The following is a 17,437-nucleotide window of genomic DNA, read 5'->3' as shown; positions in this document are numbered from 1 at the left end:
TTGGGCCGGAGGCGCGACGGGCACTCGCGGGTCATGACCGCAGACCGCCGGGCCGCGACCGACCAGGACCTCGCAGGGCTTCTCCGTGCCGAGCGGGAGAGGCTGCTCAGCGACACCTCCGGCGAGGTGGGCGACCCAAGCGTCGGCGAGGAGGCCGCCCGGAGCCTCGGCCTGGCGGTGCGGACGGTCGAGGGCGAGCTCGCGGTCACCGAGCAGGCCGACGTCGGCTTCCCCATCCAGTCGGTGGTCAAGCCCTTCCTCTATGCCGTGGCCCTGGCCGACCACGGGGAGCGGGTGCACGACTCGATCGGGGTGGAGCCCACCGGCGAGCCCTTCGACGCCCTGGTGCTGGAGCAGGAGACCGGCCGCCCGCCCAACCCGATGGTCAACGCGGGGGCCCTGATGGCCGCCTCCCTGGTTGCGGGGGACGGGGTGGGGGAGCGGGTCGCGCGGGTCCTGGACGTCTGCTCGCGGGCGGCGGGCCGGCCCCTCGAGGTCGACGAGGAGGTGGTGCGCACCGAGCTGGACCATGCCGACCGGAACCGGGCGCTGGGCTACCTGATGCGCTCCGGCGGGACGCTGGAGTGCCCGGTCGAGGACGCGGTGGAGGCGTTGGCGCGGCTCTGCGCGGTCACGGTCACCGTCGCCGACCTCGCCACCATGGGTGCCACCCTGGCCGGGTGGGGCCTGGTGCCGGGCGGCCCGGAGCGGGTGCTGCCCGAGTCGGTGGCCACCGAGGTGCTCAGCGTGATGTCCACCTGCGGGATGTACGACGGGAGCGGCCGGTGGATCCACCAGGCCGGGATGCCGGCCAAGTCGGGGGTCTCCGGGGGGCTGCTGGCCGTGGCCCCCGGGCGTCTGGGGTTCGCCGCGTGGAGCCCGCGGCTCGACGAGCGAGGCAACAGCGTGCGTGGGCTGGAGGCCGGGGTTGCCGTCTCCAAGGCGCTCGGGCTCCACGACTTCGCCCCGCGTCGGAGTGCCGGGGACTAGCCGGTGCCCGGGTCGGCGGGGGTGGTGGCCTCCGGCGTCGGGGCGGGCGTCGGCGCGTTCCCCAGGGGCTCCGAGGGCGACTGGGCCGGGGTGGTGGCCGGTGCCTCGGGCGAGGTGGGCGTCTCGGTGGGGGACGCAGTGGGCTCGGGGGTCCCGCTCGGGGAGCTCTCCTCGGTGGGCGAGGGCGAGGGCGAGGGCGAGGGTGAGGGGGAGCCTGTGGGCTCGTCGTCCCGGCTGTCGCGCCCATCACGGTCGGAGTCGTCGGAGTCCTGGGAGCCGCCCTCGGTGATGTTGCCGATCGTGGTGCCGCGGTCGTCCCCACCGCCACCGGTGCGGGAGCCGACGCTGCGGCCGGTGGCCAGCTCGAAGGCGGTGATGGCGACCAGGGCCAGCGCGAAGACTGCGGCGGCCGTCACCAGGATCCTCTTCCAGGGCAGGGCCGAGAGCCGTTCTCCCAGCGTCGGCCGCGGGTCGTCCTCGAGCTCGGTCCGGGCCTCGGAGAGCCGTTCCTGGGCGGAGCTCAGGTGGTCGCGCACGGCGTCCGGGTCGGACTGCTTCCCCTTCGCCCGGCGCACCTCCTCCTGGGCCGCGCCCACCTTGAGCGCGCCGACCCGCTGGACCGTCTCCCGGCTCTTGGCCAGTCCCTGGGTGTAGAGGGCGGTGCCGACGGTGGCCGCCACGCTGCCCAGCGCGGCCCCGATGATCGTGCCGGCCGCACCCAGGGTGGAGAGCAGCACGGCGCTGGTCACGGCCGCCAGGGCGGCACCGACGGTACGGAGCCAGTCGATGTCCAGCCCGCCGGTCTTCTTCTCGTCTTCCTCAGCCATCACCGTCCACCATGCCAGCACGGGGGTGAGTGGGCCACGGCCGCGCGTGATCGTCACGGCGGGGGCGGCGAGACCAGTCAGGTGCCGTAGACCGCGACCTCGGTGGCCTTCACCACGAAGACCACCCGCGCGCCGGGGACGAGGCCGAGCTCCGCGACGGCGCGCACGGTCACGTCGGCCGCCAGCCGGCCGCCCCGCACCCGGATCTGACCGCCGCGTGGCTCGAGCTCCTCGATCGTCACCTCGAACACGTTGCGCGGGCTGCCTCCCGGCGCCCGGGGGAAGACCGAGACGGCGCTCGGTGGGAACACGGCGACCACCGGGTCGCCCTCGGCCGGGGGTGGCGCGGTGGTCTCACCCTCGACCCGGAGCCCGTCGGGGGAGTGGGCGGCCCCGCGGCGCCAGGTGCCGCGGACCATGTTGAGCCCGGCCACGCTCGCGGCGAAGGTGCTGCGCGGGCGGGACAGCACCTCGGTGCTCGTGCCTTCCTCGACCAGGGCGCCCTCGTCGAGGACCAGCACCCGGTCGGCCAGCAGCAGGGTGTCGAGGAGGTCGTGGGTGACCAGCACGACCGTGCGGTCGGCCAGCACCCGGCGCAGCGTCTGGCGCAGGGCCGCGGCCACCTCCACGTCGAGCGCCGACAGCGGCTCGTCGAGCAGCAGCAGGCGGGGGTCGGCCGCGAGCGCGCGGGCCAGGGCGACCCGCTGCGCCTGACCTCCCGAGAGCTGGGACGGCCGACGGGGGGCCAGGTCCTCCAGCCCGACCTCGCGCAGCCAGCGCCGTGCCAGGGCCCGGGCCGGACGGCGGCCGAGACCGGCGGCGCGGGGGCCGAACGCGACGTTGTCCAGGGCGGTGAGGAAGGGGAACAGCAGCGGCTCCTGAGCCATCAGGGCGACGCGGCGCTGGTGCGGCGCCACCTGCGCCGGGTGGGGGAGTCCGCAGCGGGTGAGCACCCGCTCGTCCAGGACCACCTGGCCCCGGTCGGGCCGCAGCAGGCCGGCCGTCACCTCCAGGACGGTCGACTTGCCCGCCCCGTTGGGCCCCATCAGGGCCACGGTCTCGCCCTCGGCGACCTCGAAGGCGACCTCCACCCCGCGGCCGGCCACCCGGGCCGAGTAGACCAGGCTCACAGGTTGCCCCGCCCCGGCCGGGCCAGGCCGATCACCAGCACCGCCACCACCACCAGCACCAGGGCGAGCGCCACCGCGCCCTCGGCGTCGGTCTCGCGCCGCAGGTAGATCTCCAGGGGCAGGGTCCGGGTGACCCCCTGCAGGCTCCCGGCGAAGGTGATCGTCGCGCCGAACTCACCCAGGGAACGGGCGAAGGCGAGCACGGCGCCGGAGAGGAGACCGGGCAGCACCAGCGGCAGGGTGACCCGGCGCAGGACCGTGGTCGGACCCGCACCCAGGGAGGCGGCCACGACCTCGTAGCGCTCGCCGGCCGTGCGCAGGGCGCCCTCGAGGCTGACGACCAGGAAGGGGAGGGCGACGAAGGTCTGGGCGATCACCACCGCCGTGGTGGAGAAGGCGATCTGGAGGCCGAGCACCTCGAAGGTCTCGCCCAGCAGCCCGCGGCGGCCGAAGGTGTAGAGGAGGGCGATGCCGCCGACCACCGGAGGCAGGACGAGCGGGAGCAGCACCAGCGAGCGGAGCACGCCCTGCCCGCGGAACCGGGTGCGGGCCAGCACCATGGCCATCGGGGCGCCCAGCAGCACGCACAGCAGGGTGCTGGCCGCGGAGGTGCGCAGGCTCAGCCAGAGCGCCTCGCGGGAGGCCGTGGAGGTGATCAGGCCGGCGAAGTCCGACCACGGGGTCCGCAGCACCACCGCGACCAGGGGCAGGAGCACGAAGCAGGCACCCACCGCAGCGGGGAGGTAGATCCACCGGGGCAGCCCGGCCCGTTCCCGCTCACCCATCGCCGGGCGCCCGGGCGAAGCCCGCCGCGGCGAGGATGCGCCGGCCGGCCGGCCCGGTGACCAGGTCGAGGAACTCCTCGGCCAGCGCCCGCCGGGGGCTGTCGGCCACCACGGCGATCGGGTAGACCGTGCGGGACGCGACCGACTCGGCGAACCGCACCGTCTCGACCTCGTCGCCGGCCCGGAGCGCGTCGGTGAGGTAGACCAGCCCGGCGTCCGCCTCGCCCGAGGCGACCTTGGCCAGCACGTCGGTCACCGACTGCTCCTCGCTGACCGGGGCGAGCCTCACCCCGGCTGCCGCCGCGGCGCGCCCGGCGGCGGCGCCGCACGGCACCTGCGGGGCGCAGACCACCAGGTCGAGCCCGGGGGCGGCGAGGTCGGGGAACGAGGTGACCCCCGCCGGGTTGCCGGCGGGGACCACGATGCGCAGGGAGTTGGCGGCGAACAGGCGGGGGGAGCCCTCCAGGAGCCCCTCGGTGGCCAGCGTCGCCATGGTGGCCTCGTCGGCGGTGGCCACCACGTCGGCGGGGGCACCCTGGAGGACCTGGGAGACCAGGTCGGAGGAGCCGGCCAGGTTGAGCCGGACCTCGAGGTCGTCGTGCTCCGCCTCGAGGGACCGGGCGAGCTCCTCGAAGGGGCCGGCCAGCGAGGCGGCCGCGTGGACGACGAGGGTGGGTCCCGCGTCGGGGCCGGGGGCGCAGCCGTGGCCGGCCGCCGCCACCGGGCCGAGGAGCAGCAGGACGGCCAGCCGGGCGGGCAGGCGGCGGGGCGTCGCCGGCCTCACGACCCCGAGGCCGTCGTCTCGACGATCACGGTGGTGGACTTGATCACGGCCACGGCGGCGGAGCCGAGCTCGAGGCCCAGCTCGCGCACCGACTCGCTGCTCATCAAGGAGACCACCCGGAAGGGCCCGCACTGGAGCTCCACCTGGGCCATCACCTCGTCGACCAGGATGTCGGTGACCAGCCCGACGAACCGGTTGCGCGCCGAGCTGATCGTCTGGCCGGGCGCCCCGGGGGGTCTCGCCTGCTGGCGCGCCACCTGCGCCACCTCGTAGCCGTCGACCACCTTGCGCCCGGCCTGGTCGACGGACTCGCCGAGCAGGCCGCGATCGACCCAGCGACGCACCGTGTCGTCGCTGACCCCGAGGTAGGAGGCGGCCTCGCGGATCCTCATCTGCGGCATGAAGCCGAGCATAGATCCGCAGGTGCGGTGCGGGATACCCCGCAAGCCCGGTCCGTGGCCGGTCGGTGGGATGCTGTCTCGCCGCACCTGTCGTCATGGGCGACGGACCGCGTGCCGACACGACCGCACCGACGAGCAGAGCAGGAGCCCGATGAGCGAGGTGGCCAGCGAGCTGGCTCGCGTCCGGGGTGCCTTCAGGCAGCCCACGCTGACCCTGCTGCACCAGCGCCAGGCGCCGGTGGTGATCGCGGTCTTCAGGTCGGCCTTCGGCCGCGACAACCGCCCCGTCCCCACGGCCCGCCTCCACGCGCAGGTCGAGGACCACCTCAGCCAGCTCCGGTCGGCCGGCGAGCCCGACGTGCCGGCGGGCAGCGGGCGCGAGGTCTGCCTGCGGTGGATGCGCGGGCAGTGGCTGGTGCGCACCCTGGACGACGGGGGGCGGGAGGTCTACGTCCTCACCTCGCACGCCCAGCAGGCCCTGGAGCTGGTCAAGGCGCTGTCCCGGGACCGGGCCACGCTGAGCGAGCACCGGATCGCGACGCTGATCAGCACCGTGCGCCGGTTCAACAGCGAGGCCAACCCCGACCGGACGGCGCGGGTGACCATCCTCAACGCCGAGATCGCCCGGCTCAGCGCCGAGCGGGACCGGCTGGTCGACGGCGCCGAGATGGAGCCTCCGACGCCCGACTACATGCTGGAGGGGTTCACCGAGCTGCAGTCGCTGATCTCGGCGCTGCCCAGCGACTTCGCCCGGGTCGAGGAGCGCTTCGCCCAGATCCGGGCGGAGATCCTCGCCTCCTTCCGCTCCGAGGCGCGGCCCGCGGGCGAGGTGATCGACGACTACCTGGCCCGCGCGGACGCCCTGATGACCGCCACGCCGGAGGGGCGCGCCTTCGAGGGCGCCTTCGCGCTGCTGCGTGACGACACGATGGTCGAGCAGCTCCGCGCCGACCTCGGCGCGCTGCTGGAGCACCCGCTCTCGGACCGGCTGCTCGCCGACGGCGAGCGGGCCGAGCTGCGGGGCACCGTGCGGCTGATCCGGGAGGGACTGGACCGCGTGCTCTCCCAGCGCTCGCGGGTGACCTCCACGCTCAAGGAGTACATCGTCTCCCACGACGCCACCCGGGACCGTGAGCTGGAGCAGACACTGCGCCAGATCGAGTCCGAGCTGATGACCTGGATGGCCACCACCGGACCACGCGCCCAGGTCACCACCGACCTGCTCCCCGGCCGGGTCGAGGTGGAGCACCTGCGCGAGCGCTTCCACGACCCAGCCGACGACGTCGTCCCGGCCCGCCTGGCCGACCTCGCCCCGGCGGCCTCGCAAGGACCTTCCTACCCGGAACTGATGGCGCTGGGCGGTCCCTCGCTGGCCGCGTTGCGCGACCGGCTCGACCAGGCGCTGACCGACCTGGATCCGGCGGCCTCGCTGGGTGCCCTCTTCGACTCCCTGGAGCCCTCGCTGCGCCGGCCGGTGGAGATCCTCGGCCTGCTCCACCTGGCGACCGACCGGGGCCTGGGTGCCGGCGCCGGCACCGAGACCTACCGCGCCGTGCGTCCCGACGGCTCCCAACGGACCTTCCGGGTGCCCCGGGTCCCCCTGCCCGACCCCGACCTGCCCCAGGAGGACGCACGATGACGACACCCGAGCTGCCCACCGAGCCGTCCGAGGACCTGCTGCACGACACCGCCTCCGTCTCGCTCTTCGAGGGCGACGAGGGCGAGCTGGAGCTCGCCGAGCGCCGGGCCCTGGTGGCGCTGCTCAAGCAGCGCTTCATCAGCGCCCGCACCCACCCCCAGGCCTGGCAGGCTCTGACCCGCCGGGAGCGGGTCATCCGCTCCCGGCTCAACGACCTCTTCCTGGAGCTCCAGGTCGACCCGGTGCGCGAGGTGGCCTGGAAGCGGCAGGCGGTCCCCGAGACGGGCCACCGCTTCCCGACGCTCCTGCACGACGTGGCCTGGTCCCGCGAGGAGACCGTGGTGCTGGTCCACCTGCGCGACCGCTACCGGGTCGCCACCGCCGCCGGCGAGGACCGCGTCTTCGTGGACCGCGACGACGTCGTCGACTACGTCGCCGGCTTCCGCCCGCCCCACGCCACCGACGTCTCGGGCGACGACAAGCGGGCCCGCAACGCGGTGAGCAGCATCAACAAGGCCGGGCTGCTGATCGGGGCCCCGACCGACCACCGCTTCGAGATCAGCGAGGCCATCGAGTCGCTGCTGCCCCTGGAGCGGCTCCAGGAGCTGCTGGTCAGCCTCCAGCAGACCAACGACCCGGCCGCGCCGGGTGATGACCCGCTCTTCGCCGAGCAGGTCGCGGGCGCCACCCCGGACGGCGACGACGAGGAGCTTCGCGCATGACCCACGACACCGACCTCGACCAGCTCGACGGAGAGCTCGAGGAGCTGGTCCGGGAGGCGAGCCCGGACGACGACCTGGACGAGGAAGGCGCGGTCAGCGACGGGCTCTTCGACCGCGAGACCGTGGCCACGCCGTCCGACGACACCGAGCAGTGGCGCGCCGAGACGCTCCAGCTGGTCAACTGGGGCGGCTTCTCCGGCCGGGTCGAGGTCGACCTGCGGGGCGACACCACGATGATCTCCGGTGCCTCCGGGGTCGGGAAGAGCACCGTCCTGGATGCCTACACGGCGTTGATGATGCCCTCGGACACGAAGTTCAACGGGGCCTCCAACGACGCCACGGCGGGCCGGGCGCGGAGCCTGGGCCAGCGCAACCTGCTCTCCTACCTGCGCGGCGCCGTCGACATCGTCGACGACCCCCGCACCGGCCGCCCCACCGAGCGGCTCCTGCGTGGGCGCGGCAGCGACACCTGGGGCGCGGTCTCGGCGACTTTCGTCAACGACGAGCAGCGTCGGTTCACGGTGCTGCGCACCTACTACGTGCCCCGGCGGGCCACCCGGTCGAGCGAGGTCTCGATGCAGCTGGTCACCCTCGACTCGGCGCTCGACCTGGCCACCCTGGAGGCCGCGGTCCCGGACCGCTTCCACGCCAACACGATCAAGAAGGTGCACCCGGGGGCCCGGGTGCACCGCACCTACGCCGAGTTCGCGGCGACCCTGCACGCCCGCCTCGGCATCGGCGCCAACGGGGACGGCGCCAAGGCGCTGCGGCTGCTGGCCCGCATCCAGGCCGGCAACCAGGTGCGCAGCGTCGACGAGCTCTACAAGGAGATGGTGCTGGAGCGGCCCGCGACCTTCGCGGCGGCCGACCGCGCCGTCGAGCACTTCGACGACCTCGAGTCGGCCTACCTCGCCATGCAGACCGAGGAGCGCAAGCAGCAACTGCTCGCGCCCATCGTGGAGCTCTCCGCCCGGCGCAGTGCCGCGGTGGCGCGGGCCCGGGAGCTGGACGCGTTCGGCGTCACCGCTCAGGGCGACACCCCCGTGCGGCTCTGGATGCTCCGTACCCACGCCCGGCTGCTCGAGGCGGCCGTGCAGCAGAACCGGCGCGAGCGTGCCCGGGTCGCCGACGAGCTCAAGACCAGCGGCCGTGCGGTCGCCTCGCTGGCCGCCGACCTGGACGCGGCCAGGGAGGAGCACCGGGAGGCCGGCGGGTCGACCCTGGAGCGCCTGGCCGCGGACATCGAGCGGGAGGTGGCGCTGCGGGCGGAGCGCTCCGCCCGTCGCGAGGCCCTGCTCCAGCGGACGCGGGCGCTGCTGGAGCTGGACGCCGACGACGACCAGGCGGGCCCGCTGGGCTCCCGGGAGGGCTACCACGCGCTCGTCGACCGGGCCGAGCGCTGGCTGGCCGAGCACCCCGCCGAGCTCGCCGCACTCGTCGCCGAGCGCGACCAGGTGATGGCGGCCCGCTACCCGCTGCTGGCCCGGCGCAAGACGCTGGGGGAGGAGCGCGCCTCGCTGGAGGGCCGGGCGGGCCGGGTCCCCGCCCACCTGCACGCGATCCGGCACGAGGTGGCGCGGGCGAGCGGCCTGCGCCCCGACGAGCTCCCCTTCGTGGCCGAGCTCATCGACGTGGCGCCGGAGGAGGCACGGTGGCGCACGGCGATCGAGACGGTGCTGGGCAGCTCCGCGCGGATGATGCTGGTCCCGCTGGAGCGCCTCGACGACTTCTCCGCCGCGATCGACTCGCTGTCGCTGCGGGGCCGGCTGACCTTCGAGGGCGCCGAGCTCGACCTCGAGGAGACCGGCGTCCCGGACGCCGACCGGGTGGCGGGCAAGCTCCTCCTCCAGGACTCGCCCTTCCGGGGCTGGGTCGCCCGGCACGTCGCGCATCCCTCGCGCAACGCGCTGTGCGTCGAGGACGCCCGGGACCTGTCCGGGGACGGCCTGCGGGTCACCCTGGCCGGGCAGACGCGCTCGGGTCGTCGGGGCTCGCACGGCCGCGGCGACCAGCGCAGCATCATCGGCTTCAGCAACGGGGACTCCCTGGCCGAGATCGACCAGGAGCTGGCCTCCCTCGAGGTCTCGCTGGACGAGCTCGACGCCCGGCTCGCGGGTGTGGAGCAGGAGACCCGGCTGCTCGACCTGCGCCGCGCCGCGCACGAGGCGATCCGCAGCCACGGCTTCGACGACCTCGACGTGCCCTCGTGCGACCGGCGGATCGAGGAGCTCGGACAGCGCCGCGCCGCCATCCTGGGCACCGACGACCGGCTCACCGTGCTGGAAGGGCAGATCGAGCAGCTGGAGACGGCGCTGGAGGAGGCCCGCCGGCACCGCTACCAGCTGGAGGAGCGCCGCAGCGGGTTGGACGCCGCCCACGCGGAGATGGTCGAGGCGGAGGACCAGGTCAACGACGAGCTGGAGCGGATGGGGCGCGGCGGCCGGGTCGTGCTGGACGCGGAGCAGGCGAGCCGGCTCGACGAGGAGTTCGCCGCCGCCTGTGCGCCGGAGGACGCCGGCGACCTCGCGCGCTTCCACGACAACACCGGCCGACTCCAGGCCCGGCTGCACGCCGCGGTCACCAGTGCCCAGGTGGAGGTCGAGCACACCGACCGCGAGCTGACGGCGATCTTCCGGGCCTACCAGCTGCAGTGGGAGGACCCCAACCTGGGCGTCGGCCCCGACTCCTGCGCCGACTACACCCGGATCCTCGCCGAGATCGAGGCCACCGGCCTGGCGAAGCGGCGGGCCGAGTGGCGCCGCCGCCTCACCGAGTGGAGCGGCCAGGACCTGGTCCCGCTGGCAGGCGCGATGTCCTCCTCGGTGGAGGAGATCGAGGACCGGCTGGAGCCGATCAACGCGATCCTGCGGCGGCTGGAGTTCGGCGCCGAGAAGGACCGGCTCCGGATCCGGCTCCGCCGACTGACGCCGGCCCACGTGCAGGGGTTCCTGCGCGACCTTCGCCACCTGTCCCGGGGCTCGGCCAAGGACCTCGACGAGGAGGCGATGGAGGCGCGCTTCGCCGAGCTGAGCCGCTTCATGGCCCAGCTGCGGCCCACCGAGTCCGGCCCGGACGGGGCGGACCGCGACAGGCTGCTCGACGTACGCCGGCACGTGGAGATCAGCGCCGAGCGCTACGACCGGCTGACCGGCGAGCTCAAGTCGACCTACCGGACGCTGGGGGAGAAGAGCGGGGGCGAGAGCCAGGAGCTGGTCGCCTTCATCGTCGGCTCCGCCCTCCGCTTCCGGCTCGGCGACGAGCTCAGGTCCCGTCCCCGGTTCGCCCCGGTGCTGCTGGACGAGGGCTTCGTCAAGGCCGACTCGGAGTTCGCCGGCCGGGCGGTGCAGGCGTGGAAGGGACTCGGCTTCCAGCTGGTCATCGGGGTGCCGCTGGACAAGGTCACCGGCCTGGAGCCGCACATGGAGACGCTGCTGCTGGTCACCAAGGACACCGAGACCCAGCTCTCCTCGATCCACACGATCACCGACGGCGAGCCGCTCGCCGGGCGGTGAGTCGGCGGCGGCGCCGCCCACGGCCGTGGTCTGGACCGACGGCCGGCACTTCGGGGCTTTCCCGGCGGGGCGGCGGTCCCGAGACCTACCGTCGTCCGCGTGACCATCGAGCTGACCGCCACCCCGAGCCGGACCCGGGCCGCCGGCCCGCGCCGGCGCGAGCGGCACGAGCTGCCGGTACGGGCGGTCCTCAAGGCCTGGGACGCCATCGCGGACCCCGGCCGCCGGGAGCTGCACCGGTCGGTGCCGGCCCCCCTGCTGGACGCCCTCCGTCGCCTGGTCGACCCGCTGGGCCTGCACGGTCACAGCGACGCCGTCCGGCTGGCCGACGAGTTCCGCCGGCTCGACGAGGACGAGGTCGAGCAGCTCAGCGCCGAGATGCCCTTCCCGCTCTTCTGGGCGGTCGCCCGCCTATCCCAGAACCTGCGCTGACCGACCCGGCGAGAGCGTTCGCCCGAGGCCGACGCCGGGGTCAGTGGTCCGCCGGCCGGTCCAGCCCGGCGAGCGCCGCGGTGGTCACCTCGCGGCCGAGCTCGATCATCTCGCCGGCCCGGTGGAAGTCCAGGGTGCGGCAGGAGTTCCTCGGCACCGCGATCATCAGGTCCGGGGGGTGCCCCGCGACCTGGTAGCGCGTCACCACCTCCTGGAGCGCGCTGATCGAGAGCTCCATCACCCGCAGGACGCCCAGGTCGGGCGGCAGGTCGCCGTAGGGCGAGTCGGCCCCGGCGGTGTCGTCCCCGGGGTCCTCGCCCTCGGCGGGGTCGGAGGGCTCCTCGGACCTGCGGGAGGAGAACCAGCGGGCGACCCGTCGGCTCGCCTCGAGGTCCAGGACCTGGGCGGCGCTGCGGCGTACCCGCTCCTGCCACTCGCCGGCGGGCCGCGGCACCGCCGACTCCTGCACGGGCGCGTGCGAGTCCGCCCCCGCGAGGGTGACCGCGACCCGCAGGTCGGCCGGGATCCCGGCGAGGGGGGTGACCGGGACGGGGCTCATCATCCCGCCGTCCGCCAGCAGCCGCCCGTTGAGCATCACCGGGGTGATGAAGCTCGGCAGCGCGATCGAGGCCCGGATGGCCACCTCGACCAGGCCCTGCTGGAACCACACCTCGCGCTGGGCCAGCAGGTCGGTGGCGACCGCGGTGAACGGCACCGGCAGGTCCTCGATGCGGGCGCCGTCCAGGAGCTCCCCGACCCGCGACATGATGCGCTCGCCGCGGATCATCCCCGGGGCCCGCAGCGACGGGTCGAGCAGGCGGAGCACGTCGCGCTGGGTGAGGCCGCTGACCCAGTCGGTGTAGTCGTTCAGCCTTCCCGCGACGTGCAGCCCGCCCACCAGGGCGCCCATCGAGGTGCCGGCGACGCCGACCACCTCGTAGCCCTGCTCCTCGAGCACCTGGATGACCCCGATGTGGGCATATCCCCGCGCGCCCCCGCCGCCCAGCGACAGCACCACGCGTCCACGTCCGCTCATCCCCCGAGACTAGTGCGGCAGAGCCGGGCACCACCGCCGCCCGGAGCCCTGCGCCCCCACGGACACCGGTGCGGGCGTAGTTTTGAGCCGAGCGCCGCGCCCGACGGCCGCAGAGAGGTCAGGTCGATGAGCACGCAACCGCGATGGGCGGAGGCCTACGGGCCGGGGGTGCCGCTGCACCTGGAGTACGGCGACACCACCGCGCTCGGCCTGCTCGAGGAGTCGGTGAAGCGGTTCGGCGACCGCGACGCCCTCGACTTCCTGGGGCGTGCCACCACCTACGCCCAGCTCGGCGACCAGGTCGAGCGGGTGGCCGAGGGGTTGCGCCGGCTCGGGGTGGGCGCGGGGGACTCCGTGGCCCTGGTGATGCCCAACTGCCCGCAGAACGTGGTCACGTTCTTCGCCGTGCTGCGGGTGGGGGCGACGGTGGTGGAGCACAACCCGCTCTACACCGCCGCCGAGCTGCGCCCGGCCTTCGTCGACCACGGCGCCAAGGTCGCCGTGGTCTGGGACAAGGTGGCGCCGGTCGTCGCCGAGCTGCGGGGCGGCTGCGCCCTCGAGCAGGTCGTCGCGGTGGACCTCACCACCGAGCTGCCGGCACTGAAGCGGATCGCCCTGCGCCTGCCCGTCGCGAAGGCGCGCGCCTCGCGGGAGCAGCTGACCGGACCCGCCCCCGGCGCGCTGCCGTGGGCGACGCTGCGCGACTGCGACCCTATCGACCCGGCCCACCCGCGACCCGGGGTCGACGACGTGGCGCTGCTGCTCTACACCTCCGGGACCACCGGCGTGCCCAAGGGCGTGGAGCTGCGCCACCGCAACCTGGTCGCCAACGTCACCCAGGGCCGGGCCTGGGTGCCCGGGCTCGTGCCGGGGCAGGAGACGTTCCTGGTACCGCTGCCGCTCTTCCACGCCTACGGCGTCACCGTCAGCATGCTGCTCGGGATCAGCCTCGCGGCGCGGCTGGTGCTGCTGCCCAAGCCGGACAACGACCTGGTGATGGACGCGATCCGGCGCCGGGTGCCCGACTTCCTGCCGGCGGTCCCCCCGCTGTACGCGCGGATCCTCGCCGAGGCGCAGCGGCGGGGGATCTCGCTGCGCGGCATCCGCTACAGCCTCTCCGGCGCGATGCCGTTGACCGCCGACCTGATCGAGCGGTGGGAGGAGGCGACCGACGGCCTGCTGGTCGAGGGGTACGGCCTGACCGAGACCTCGCCGGTGATCGTGGGCAACCCGATGACGCCGGCGCGACGTCCCGGGTCCATCGGCGTGCCCTTCCCCGACACCGAGGTGCGGATCGTGGACCGCGACGACCTCGACCGCGAGGTGCCGCTGGGGGAGAGCGGGGAGCTGCTGGTCCGGGGACCCCAGGTCTTCTCCGGCTACCGGGGCCTGCCCGAGGAGACCGCGGAGGCGTTCCACGACGGGTGGTTCCGCACCGGCGACGTGGTGACCATGGATCCCGACGGCTTCCTGACGGTGGTCGACCGGGTCAAGGAGATCATCATCACCGGGGGCTTCAACGTCTACCCGTCCGAGGTGGAGGCGGTGATCCGCACCCACGGAGGGGTGGTCGACGCGGCGGTGGTGGGGATGGCCCAGCCCGACGGCGGCGAGGAGGTGGTCGCCGTGGTGGTCCAGGTCGAGGGGGTCTCGGTGCAGCCCGAGGCGGTGCGGGAGCACGCCCGGGCCGGCCTCACCGCCTACAAGGTGCCGCGTCGTGTCGTCTTCGTCGACGAGCTGCCGACCAACCCGATGGGCAAGGTGCTGCGTCGCGAGGTGGCGCGGGTGGTCTCGGAGGAGGACGCCGGCGACGCTCGTGCATGACTCCCCCCGAGTGGGTACGGGACGTCGTCTGACCCACCTCGGAAGGAACCCTGCTCATGAGCAAGCACGACCCTGTCGTCCCCGGCGTCCCGGCCCCGGAGCCGCCCTCCTTGGGTGAGCCCACCACCCCCCGGGAGCCGTTGCCGCCCAAGCCGGACCAGCGCGATCCGCGGGTCGGCACGGCGACCGGCCGCGCGGTCGGCGAGAAGGGTGACCGTGCCCAGGCGGGTGCCTGGCTGACCACCTCGACCGGCACCCGGCTCCGCGACACCGACCACTCCCTGAAGGCCGGGGAGCGCGGCCCGACGCTGCTGCAGGACCACCACCTGCGGGAGAAGATCACCCACTTCGACCACGAGCGCATCCCCGAGCGGGTCGTCCACGCCCGCGGCGCCGCCGCGCACGGCGTCTTCGAGGGCTACGGCACCGCCGAGAGCATCTCGATGGCCGGTCTCTTCGCCAAGGGGCGCCGGACGCCGGTCTTCACCCGGTTCTCCACCGTCCTGGGCTCCAGGGGCTCCTCCGACACCGTCCGTGACACTCGGGGCTTCGCGACGAAGTTCTACACCGAGGAGGGTGTCTGGGACCTCGTGGCCAACAACATGCCGGTCTTCTTCATCCAGGACGGCATCAAGTTCCCCGACATCATCCACGCGGCCAAGCCGCACCCGGACCGCGAGATCCCCCAGGCCCAGAGCGCGCACGACACCTTCTGGGACTTCGTCTCGCTGCACACCGAGGCCCAGCACCACGCCATGTGGAACATGTCCGACCGGGGCATCCCGCGCTCCTACCGGATGATGGAGGGCTTCGGCGTCCACACCTTCCGCCTGGTCAACGCCGAGGGGGAGACCTCGCTGGTCAAGTTCCACTGGAAGCCCAAGCTCGGCGTGCACTCCCTGACCTGGGAGGAGGCGCAGATGATCAACGGGATCGACCCCGACTTCCACCGTCGCGACCTCTACGACGCGATCGAGGCCGGTGCCTTCCCGGAGTGGGAGCTGGGCGTGCAGGTCTTCCCGGACGAGCCGGACCAGATGTTCGGCGACATCGACCTGCTCGACCCGACCAAGATCGTGCCGGAGGAGCTGGCCCCGGTGCAGCCCATCGGCCGGCTCACCCTCAACGCGAACCCCACCAACTTCTTCGCCGAGGTCGAGCAGGTGGCCTACCACGTGGGCCACGTGGTGCCCGGCATCGACTTCACCGACGACCCGCTGCTCCAGACGCGGCTCTTCTCCTACATCGACACCCAGCTCTCGCGGCTCGGCGGGCCGAACTTCAACCAGATCCCCATCAACCGGACCCACGCCCCGGTCAACGACATGCTGCGCGACGGGTTCCACCAGCACGCCGTGCACGCCGGGGTGGCGCCGTACAAGCCCAACTCGCTCGACGGCGGCTGCCCGTTCCACGCGGGTGCCGACCTCAGCGAAGAGGACAAGCGCGCCTTCGTCGACGCCGCGGTGACCGTGGCGGCCTCGGTCAAGACCAGGGCCAACCCGGCGACGTTCGACGACCACTACAGCCAGGTGCGCCTCTTCTGGCAGTCGATGAGCCCGGTGGAGAAGGAGCACATCGTCCGGGCCTACGCCTTCGAGCTGGGCAAGTGCTACGAGCAGACGATCAAGGAGCGCCAGCTCCAGTGCCTGGCCAACATCGACCCGGTCCTGTGCCAGGAGGTCGCCACCGCCCTCGGCCTCCCCGCCCCCGACCCGACGGAGGAGCTCGCGCCGGCAGAGCCGAGCCCGGCGCTGTCCCAGGTCGGCGGGGAGTGGCCCCCGGACGGCCGGATCATCGGTGTCCTGGTCGGGGACGAGGACGACCTCGACGACGTGGCGGCGGTGCGGACCGCCATCCACGAGGCCGGCATGGTGGCCTTCCTGATCGGCCCCCACGGGGGGATGATCGGCGGGCTGCCGATGCAGCGCTCCCTGGCGACCGGGCGCTCGGTCGAGGTCGACGCCCTCCTGGTGGCCAGCAAGCCGGCCCCGGCCCCGGACGCCATGGCGGTGCGCGACGAGAAGGCGGGCGCCCCCGCCCTCACCGCTGACCCGCGCGCGGTGATGATGGTCCAGGAGTGCTTCCGCCACTCCAAGGCGATCGGCGCCTGGGGACGCGGCGTGGAGCTGCTCGACGAGGCGGGCGTCTCCGGCGCCGCCGGCGTGGTCGGCGCTGGCAGCGGGCCGGAGGCCCTCACCGAGCTCAGCGCCCTGATGGCCAAGCACCGGGTCTGGCAGCGGTTCGGCACCCCGGTGGCCTGACGAGCACGCGGGCGGTCCCGGTCACTCGGCCAGGACCGCCCGCACCACGTCGGCCAGGTGCATGCCCAGCCCCTTCTCGACGTAGCGCGCGGCGCCGAGCTCGAGCGCGTCGGCGCCCAGCGCCTCCTCGGCGAAGGCGGAGACCATGACCACCCTGGTCCCCGGCGAGGCACGCAGGATCAGCGGGAGGGCCTGCAGCCCGTCCATCACGGGCATCGCGATGTCGAGCAGCACCACGTCGGGCGTCAGGGCCGCGGCCAGGCGCACCCCCTCCCGGCCGTCCCCGGCCTGGCCGACGACCTCCAGGTCGCCGCAGGCGGCGAGCTGGAGCGCCACCAGCTCGCGCAGGTCCCGGTCGTCGTCGACCACCAGCACCCGGGCCCGGACGGGGGCGGGGATCGGCGCCTCGGAGGGGACCGGCTGCGGCACGGCGCCGGGGTGGGAGGGGGTCGAGCGCACCAGGCCGCCGGACGGGGGCGTGCCGTCCACCGTGGTCAGCCAGTCGTCGATCAGGTGGCGCGCCGAGGCCAGGGTGTGGTCGAGCAGGCGCAGGGCGCGGCCGGTGTCTCCCGACTCCAGGACCTGCCCGAGCACGGTGAGGGACTGCACCACCGTGTCGTTGAGCTCCAGCGCCTGCACCCGGCGCACCTCCGCGGCGCGCAGCTGCGCCGCGAGGAGCTCGCCGTCCAGACGCTCGCGGGCGTCGCGCAGGAAGACCGCGACCGGCGCCCGGGCCTGCGGTCCCAGCGTGGCGGTGGTGACGTCGAGGAGAAGCTCCCGGCCGTCCAGCCCGCGGGCCGCCGCGGCGGCGAACCGCACGGGCGGACCGGCCGTGCCGGCCGCCGGCGCGTCGAGGACGCGGCTCAACGGGTGACCGACCGGGTCGGCCCCCAGCAGCTCCGCGGCCCGGGGGCTGGCTTGGAGGACCAGGCCGCTGACGACCACCAGGATGGCCTCGGGGCTGGCACCCACCAGACCGCAGAGAGTGCTGGCGAGCGGCTCGGGAGGGCCGTGGTGGGGGCCCTCGCCCGAGGACGCCTGGGACGTCACCGTCCGGTCCATCTCTCGACTGTAACCCCGCTCACACGGGA

At 74.3% G+C, this 17,437-nt stretch carries 14 protein-coding genes; 7 read left to right on the top strand and 7 right to left on the bottom strand.

The window, feature by feature from the left end:
• Positions 1 to 33 precede the first annotated feature (33 nt).
• The gene (gene glsA / locus AC4BG9_RS00515; protein WP_490569126.1) at positions 34 to 990 is read left to right on the top strand and encodes a glutaminase A; all 957 of its coding nucleotides are present in this window, start codon (positions 34 to 36) and stop codon (positions 988 to 990) included.
• Here the strand turns inward: glsA and AC4BG9_RS00510 are convergent.
• The 5 genes from AC4BG9_RS00510 to AC4BG9_RS00490 form a co-directional block, all read right to left on the bottom strand.
• The gene (locus AC4BG9_RS00510) at positions 987 to 1,817 is read right to left on the bottom strand and encodes a hypothetical protein (protein WP_490569125.1); all 831 of its coding nucleotides are present in this window, start codon (positions 1,815 to 1,817) and stop codon (positions 987 to 989) included. The two genes, glsA and AC4BG9_RS00510, sit on opposite strands and share 4 nt — an antisense overlap.
• Positions 1,818 to 1,894: 77 nt before the next feature.
• A complete protein-coding gene (locus tag AC4BG9_RS00505) occupies positions 1,895 to 2,947 on the bottom strand; it encodes a sulfate/molybdate ABC transporter ATP-binding protein (protein ID WP_490569124.1) in 1,053 nt (350 codons plus the stop codon).
• The gene (locus AC4BG9_RS00500; RefSeq protein ID WP_490569123.1) at positions 2,944 to 3,732 is read right to left on the bottom strand and encodes an ABC transporter permease; all 789 of its coding nucleotides are present in this window, start codon (positions 3,730 to 3,732) and stop codon (positions 2,944 to 2,946) included. The genes AC4BG9_RS00505 and AC4BG9_RS00500 overlap by 4 nt, the downstream gene beginning before the upstream one ends.
• Complete coding sequence (modA, locus tag AC4BG9_RS00495) at positions 3,725 to 4,516, bottom strand: molybdate ABC transporter substrate-binding protein (protein WP_490569122.1); 792 nt, start codon at positions 4,514 to 4,516, stop codon at positions 3,725 to 3,727. The genes AC4BG9_RS00500 and modA overlap by 8 nt, the downstream gene beginning before the upstream one ends.
• Complete coding sequence (locus AC4BG9_RS00490) at positions 4,513 to 4,917, bottom strand: TOBE domain-containing protein (RefSeq protein WP_490569121.1); 405 nt, start codon at positions 4,915 to 4,917, stop codon at positions 4,513 to 4,515. The genes modA and AC4BG9_RS00490 overlap by 4 nt, the downstream gene beginning before the upstream one ends.
• Positions 4,918 to 5,068: 151 nt before the next feature.
• On the opposite strand from AC4BG9_RS00490, the gene AC4BG9_RS00485 reads away from it, so the two are divergent.
• The 4 genes from AC4BG9_RS00485 (at position 5,069) to AC4BG9_RS00470 (ending at position 11,222) form a co-directional block, all read left to right on the top strand.
• Positions 5,069 to 6,556 carry a DUF3375 domain-containing protein gene (locus AC4BG9_RS00485; RefSeq protein ID WP_490569120.1) on the top strand — a complete coding sequence of 496 codons (1,488 nt, stop codon included), beginning with the start codon at positions 5,069 to 5,071 and terminating at the stop codon, positions 6,554 to 6,556.
• Positions 6,553 to 7,278, top strand: coding sequence for a DUF4194 domain-containing protein (locus AC4BG9_RS00480; RefSeq protein WP_490569119.1), 726 nt, complete (start codon positions 6,553 to 6,555; stop codon positions 7,276 to 7,278). The genes AC4BG9_RS00485 and AC4BG9_RS00480 overlap by 4 nt, the downstream gene beginning before the upstream one ends.
• Positions 7,275 to 10,790 carry an ATP-binding protein gene (locus AC4BG9_RS00475; protein ID WP_490569118.1) on the top strand — a complete coding sequence of 1,172 codons (3,516 nt, stop codon included), beginning with the start codon at positions 7,275 to 7,277 and terminating at the stop codon, positions 10,788 to 10,790. Before AC4BG9_RS00480 ends, AC4BG9_RS00475 begins: the two co-directional genes overlap by 4 nt.
• Before the next feature lie 99 nt (positions 10,791 to 10,889).
• Positions 10,890 to 11,222, top strand: a complete 333-nt coding sequence (locus AC4BG9_RS00470) for a hypothetical protein (RefSeq protein WP_490569117.1) — start codon at positions 10,890 to 10,892, stop codon at positions 11,220 to 11,222.
• Positions 11,223 to 11,262: 40 nt separating this feature from the next.
• Here AC4BG9_RS00470 and AC4BG9_RS00465 read toward each other — a convergent pair whose 3' ends face one another.
• A complete protein-coding gene (locus AC4BG9_RS00465; protein ID WP_490569116.1) occupies positions 11,263 to 12,258 on the bottom strand; it encodes a patatin-like phospholipase family protein in 996 nt (331 codons plus the stop codon).
• 126 nt (positions 12,259 to 12,384) lie between these two features.
• On the opposite strand from AC4BG9_RS00465, the gene AC4BG9_RS00460 reads away from it, so the two are divergent.
• Complete coding sequence (locus AC4BG9_RS00460; protein ID WP_490569115.1) at positions 12,385 to 14,082, top strand: long-chain-fatty-acid--CoA ligase; 1,698 nt, start codon at positions 12,385 to 12,387, stop codon at positions 14,080 to 14,082.
• A 56-nt stretch (positions 14,083 to 14,138) separates the two neighbouring features.
• Positions 14,139 to 16,346, top strand: a complete 2,208-nt coding sequence (locus tag AC4BG9_RS00455) for a catalase (protein ID WP_490569114.1) — start codon at positions 14,139 to 14,141, stop codon at positions 16,344 to 16,346.
• A 21-nt stretch (positions 16,347 to 16,367) separates the two neighbouring features.
• On the opposite strand, the gene AC4BG9_RS00450 is transcribed toward AC4BG9_RS00455, so the two are convergent.
• Positions 16,368 to 17,408 (bottom strand): response regulator transcription factor, encoded by a 1,041-nt coding sequence (locus tag AC4BG9_RS00450; RefSeq protein ID WP_490569113.1) that lies wholly within the window; start codon positions 17,406 to 17,408, stop codon positions 16,368 to 16,370.
• Positions 17,409 to 17,437 lie beyond the last annotated feature (29 nt).

It is taken from the genome of Nocardioides sp. Z40_12 (assembly GCF_058215795.1).
The sequence above is the reverse complement of the archived record's forward strand: the minus strand, read 5'-3'. Positions and strand labels throughout refer to the sequence as shown.

Bases quoted from the DNA above. Each gene is read 5' to 3' on its own strand.
- AC4BG9_RS00455 (WP_490569114.1), top strand. From the start codon at position 14,139: ATGAGCAAGCACGACCCTGTCGTCCCCGGCGTCCCGGCCCCGGAGCCG.
- AC4BG9_RS00450 (WP_490569113.1), bottom strand. From the start codon at position 17,408: ATGGACCGGACGGTGACGTCCCAGGCGTCCTCGGGCGAGGGCCCCCAC.
- AC4BG9_RS00475 (WP_490569118.1), top strand. From the start codon at position 7,275: ATGACCCACGACACCGACCTCGACCAGCTCGACGGAGAGCTCGAGGAG.
- AC4BG9_RS00510 (WP_490569125.1), bottom strand. From the start codon at position 1,817: ATGGCTGAGGAAGACGAGAAGAAGACCGGCGGGCTGGACATCGACTGG.
- glsA (WP_490569126.1), top strand. From the start codon at position 34: ATGACCGCAGACCGCCGGGCCGCGACCGACCAGGACCTCGCAGGGCTT.
- AC4BG9_RS00480 (WP_490569119.1), top strand. From the start codon at position 6,553: ATGACGACACCCGAGCTGCCCACCGAGCCGTCCGAGGACCTGCTGCAC.
- AC4BG9_RS00460 (WP_490569115.1), top strand. From the start codon at position 12,385: ATGAGCACGCAACCGCGATGGGCGGAGGCCTACGGGCCGGGGGTGCCG.
- AC4BG9_RS00465 (WP_490569116.1), bottom strand. From the start codon at position 12,258: ATGAGCGGACGTGGACGCGTGGTGCTGTCGCTGGGCGGCGGGGGCGCG.
- AC4BG9_RS00500 (WP_490569123.1), bottom strand. From the start codon at position 3,732: ATGGGTGAGCGGGAACGGGCCGGGCTGCCCCGGTGGATCTACCTCCCC.
- AC4BG9_RS00490 (WP_490569121.1), bottom strand. From the start codon at position 4,917: ATGCCGCAGATGAGGATCCGCGAGGCCGCCTCCTACCTCGGGGTCAGC.
- AC4BG9_RS00485 (WP_490569120.1), top strand. From the start codon at position 5,069: ATGAGCGAGGTGGCCAGCGAGCTGGCTCGCGTCCGGGGTGCCTTCAGG.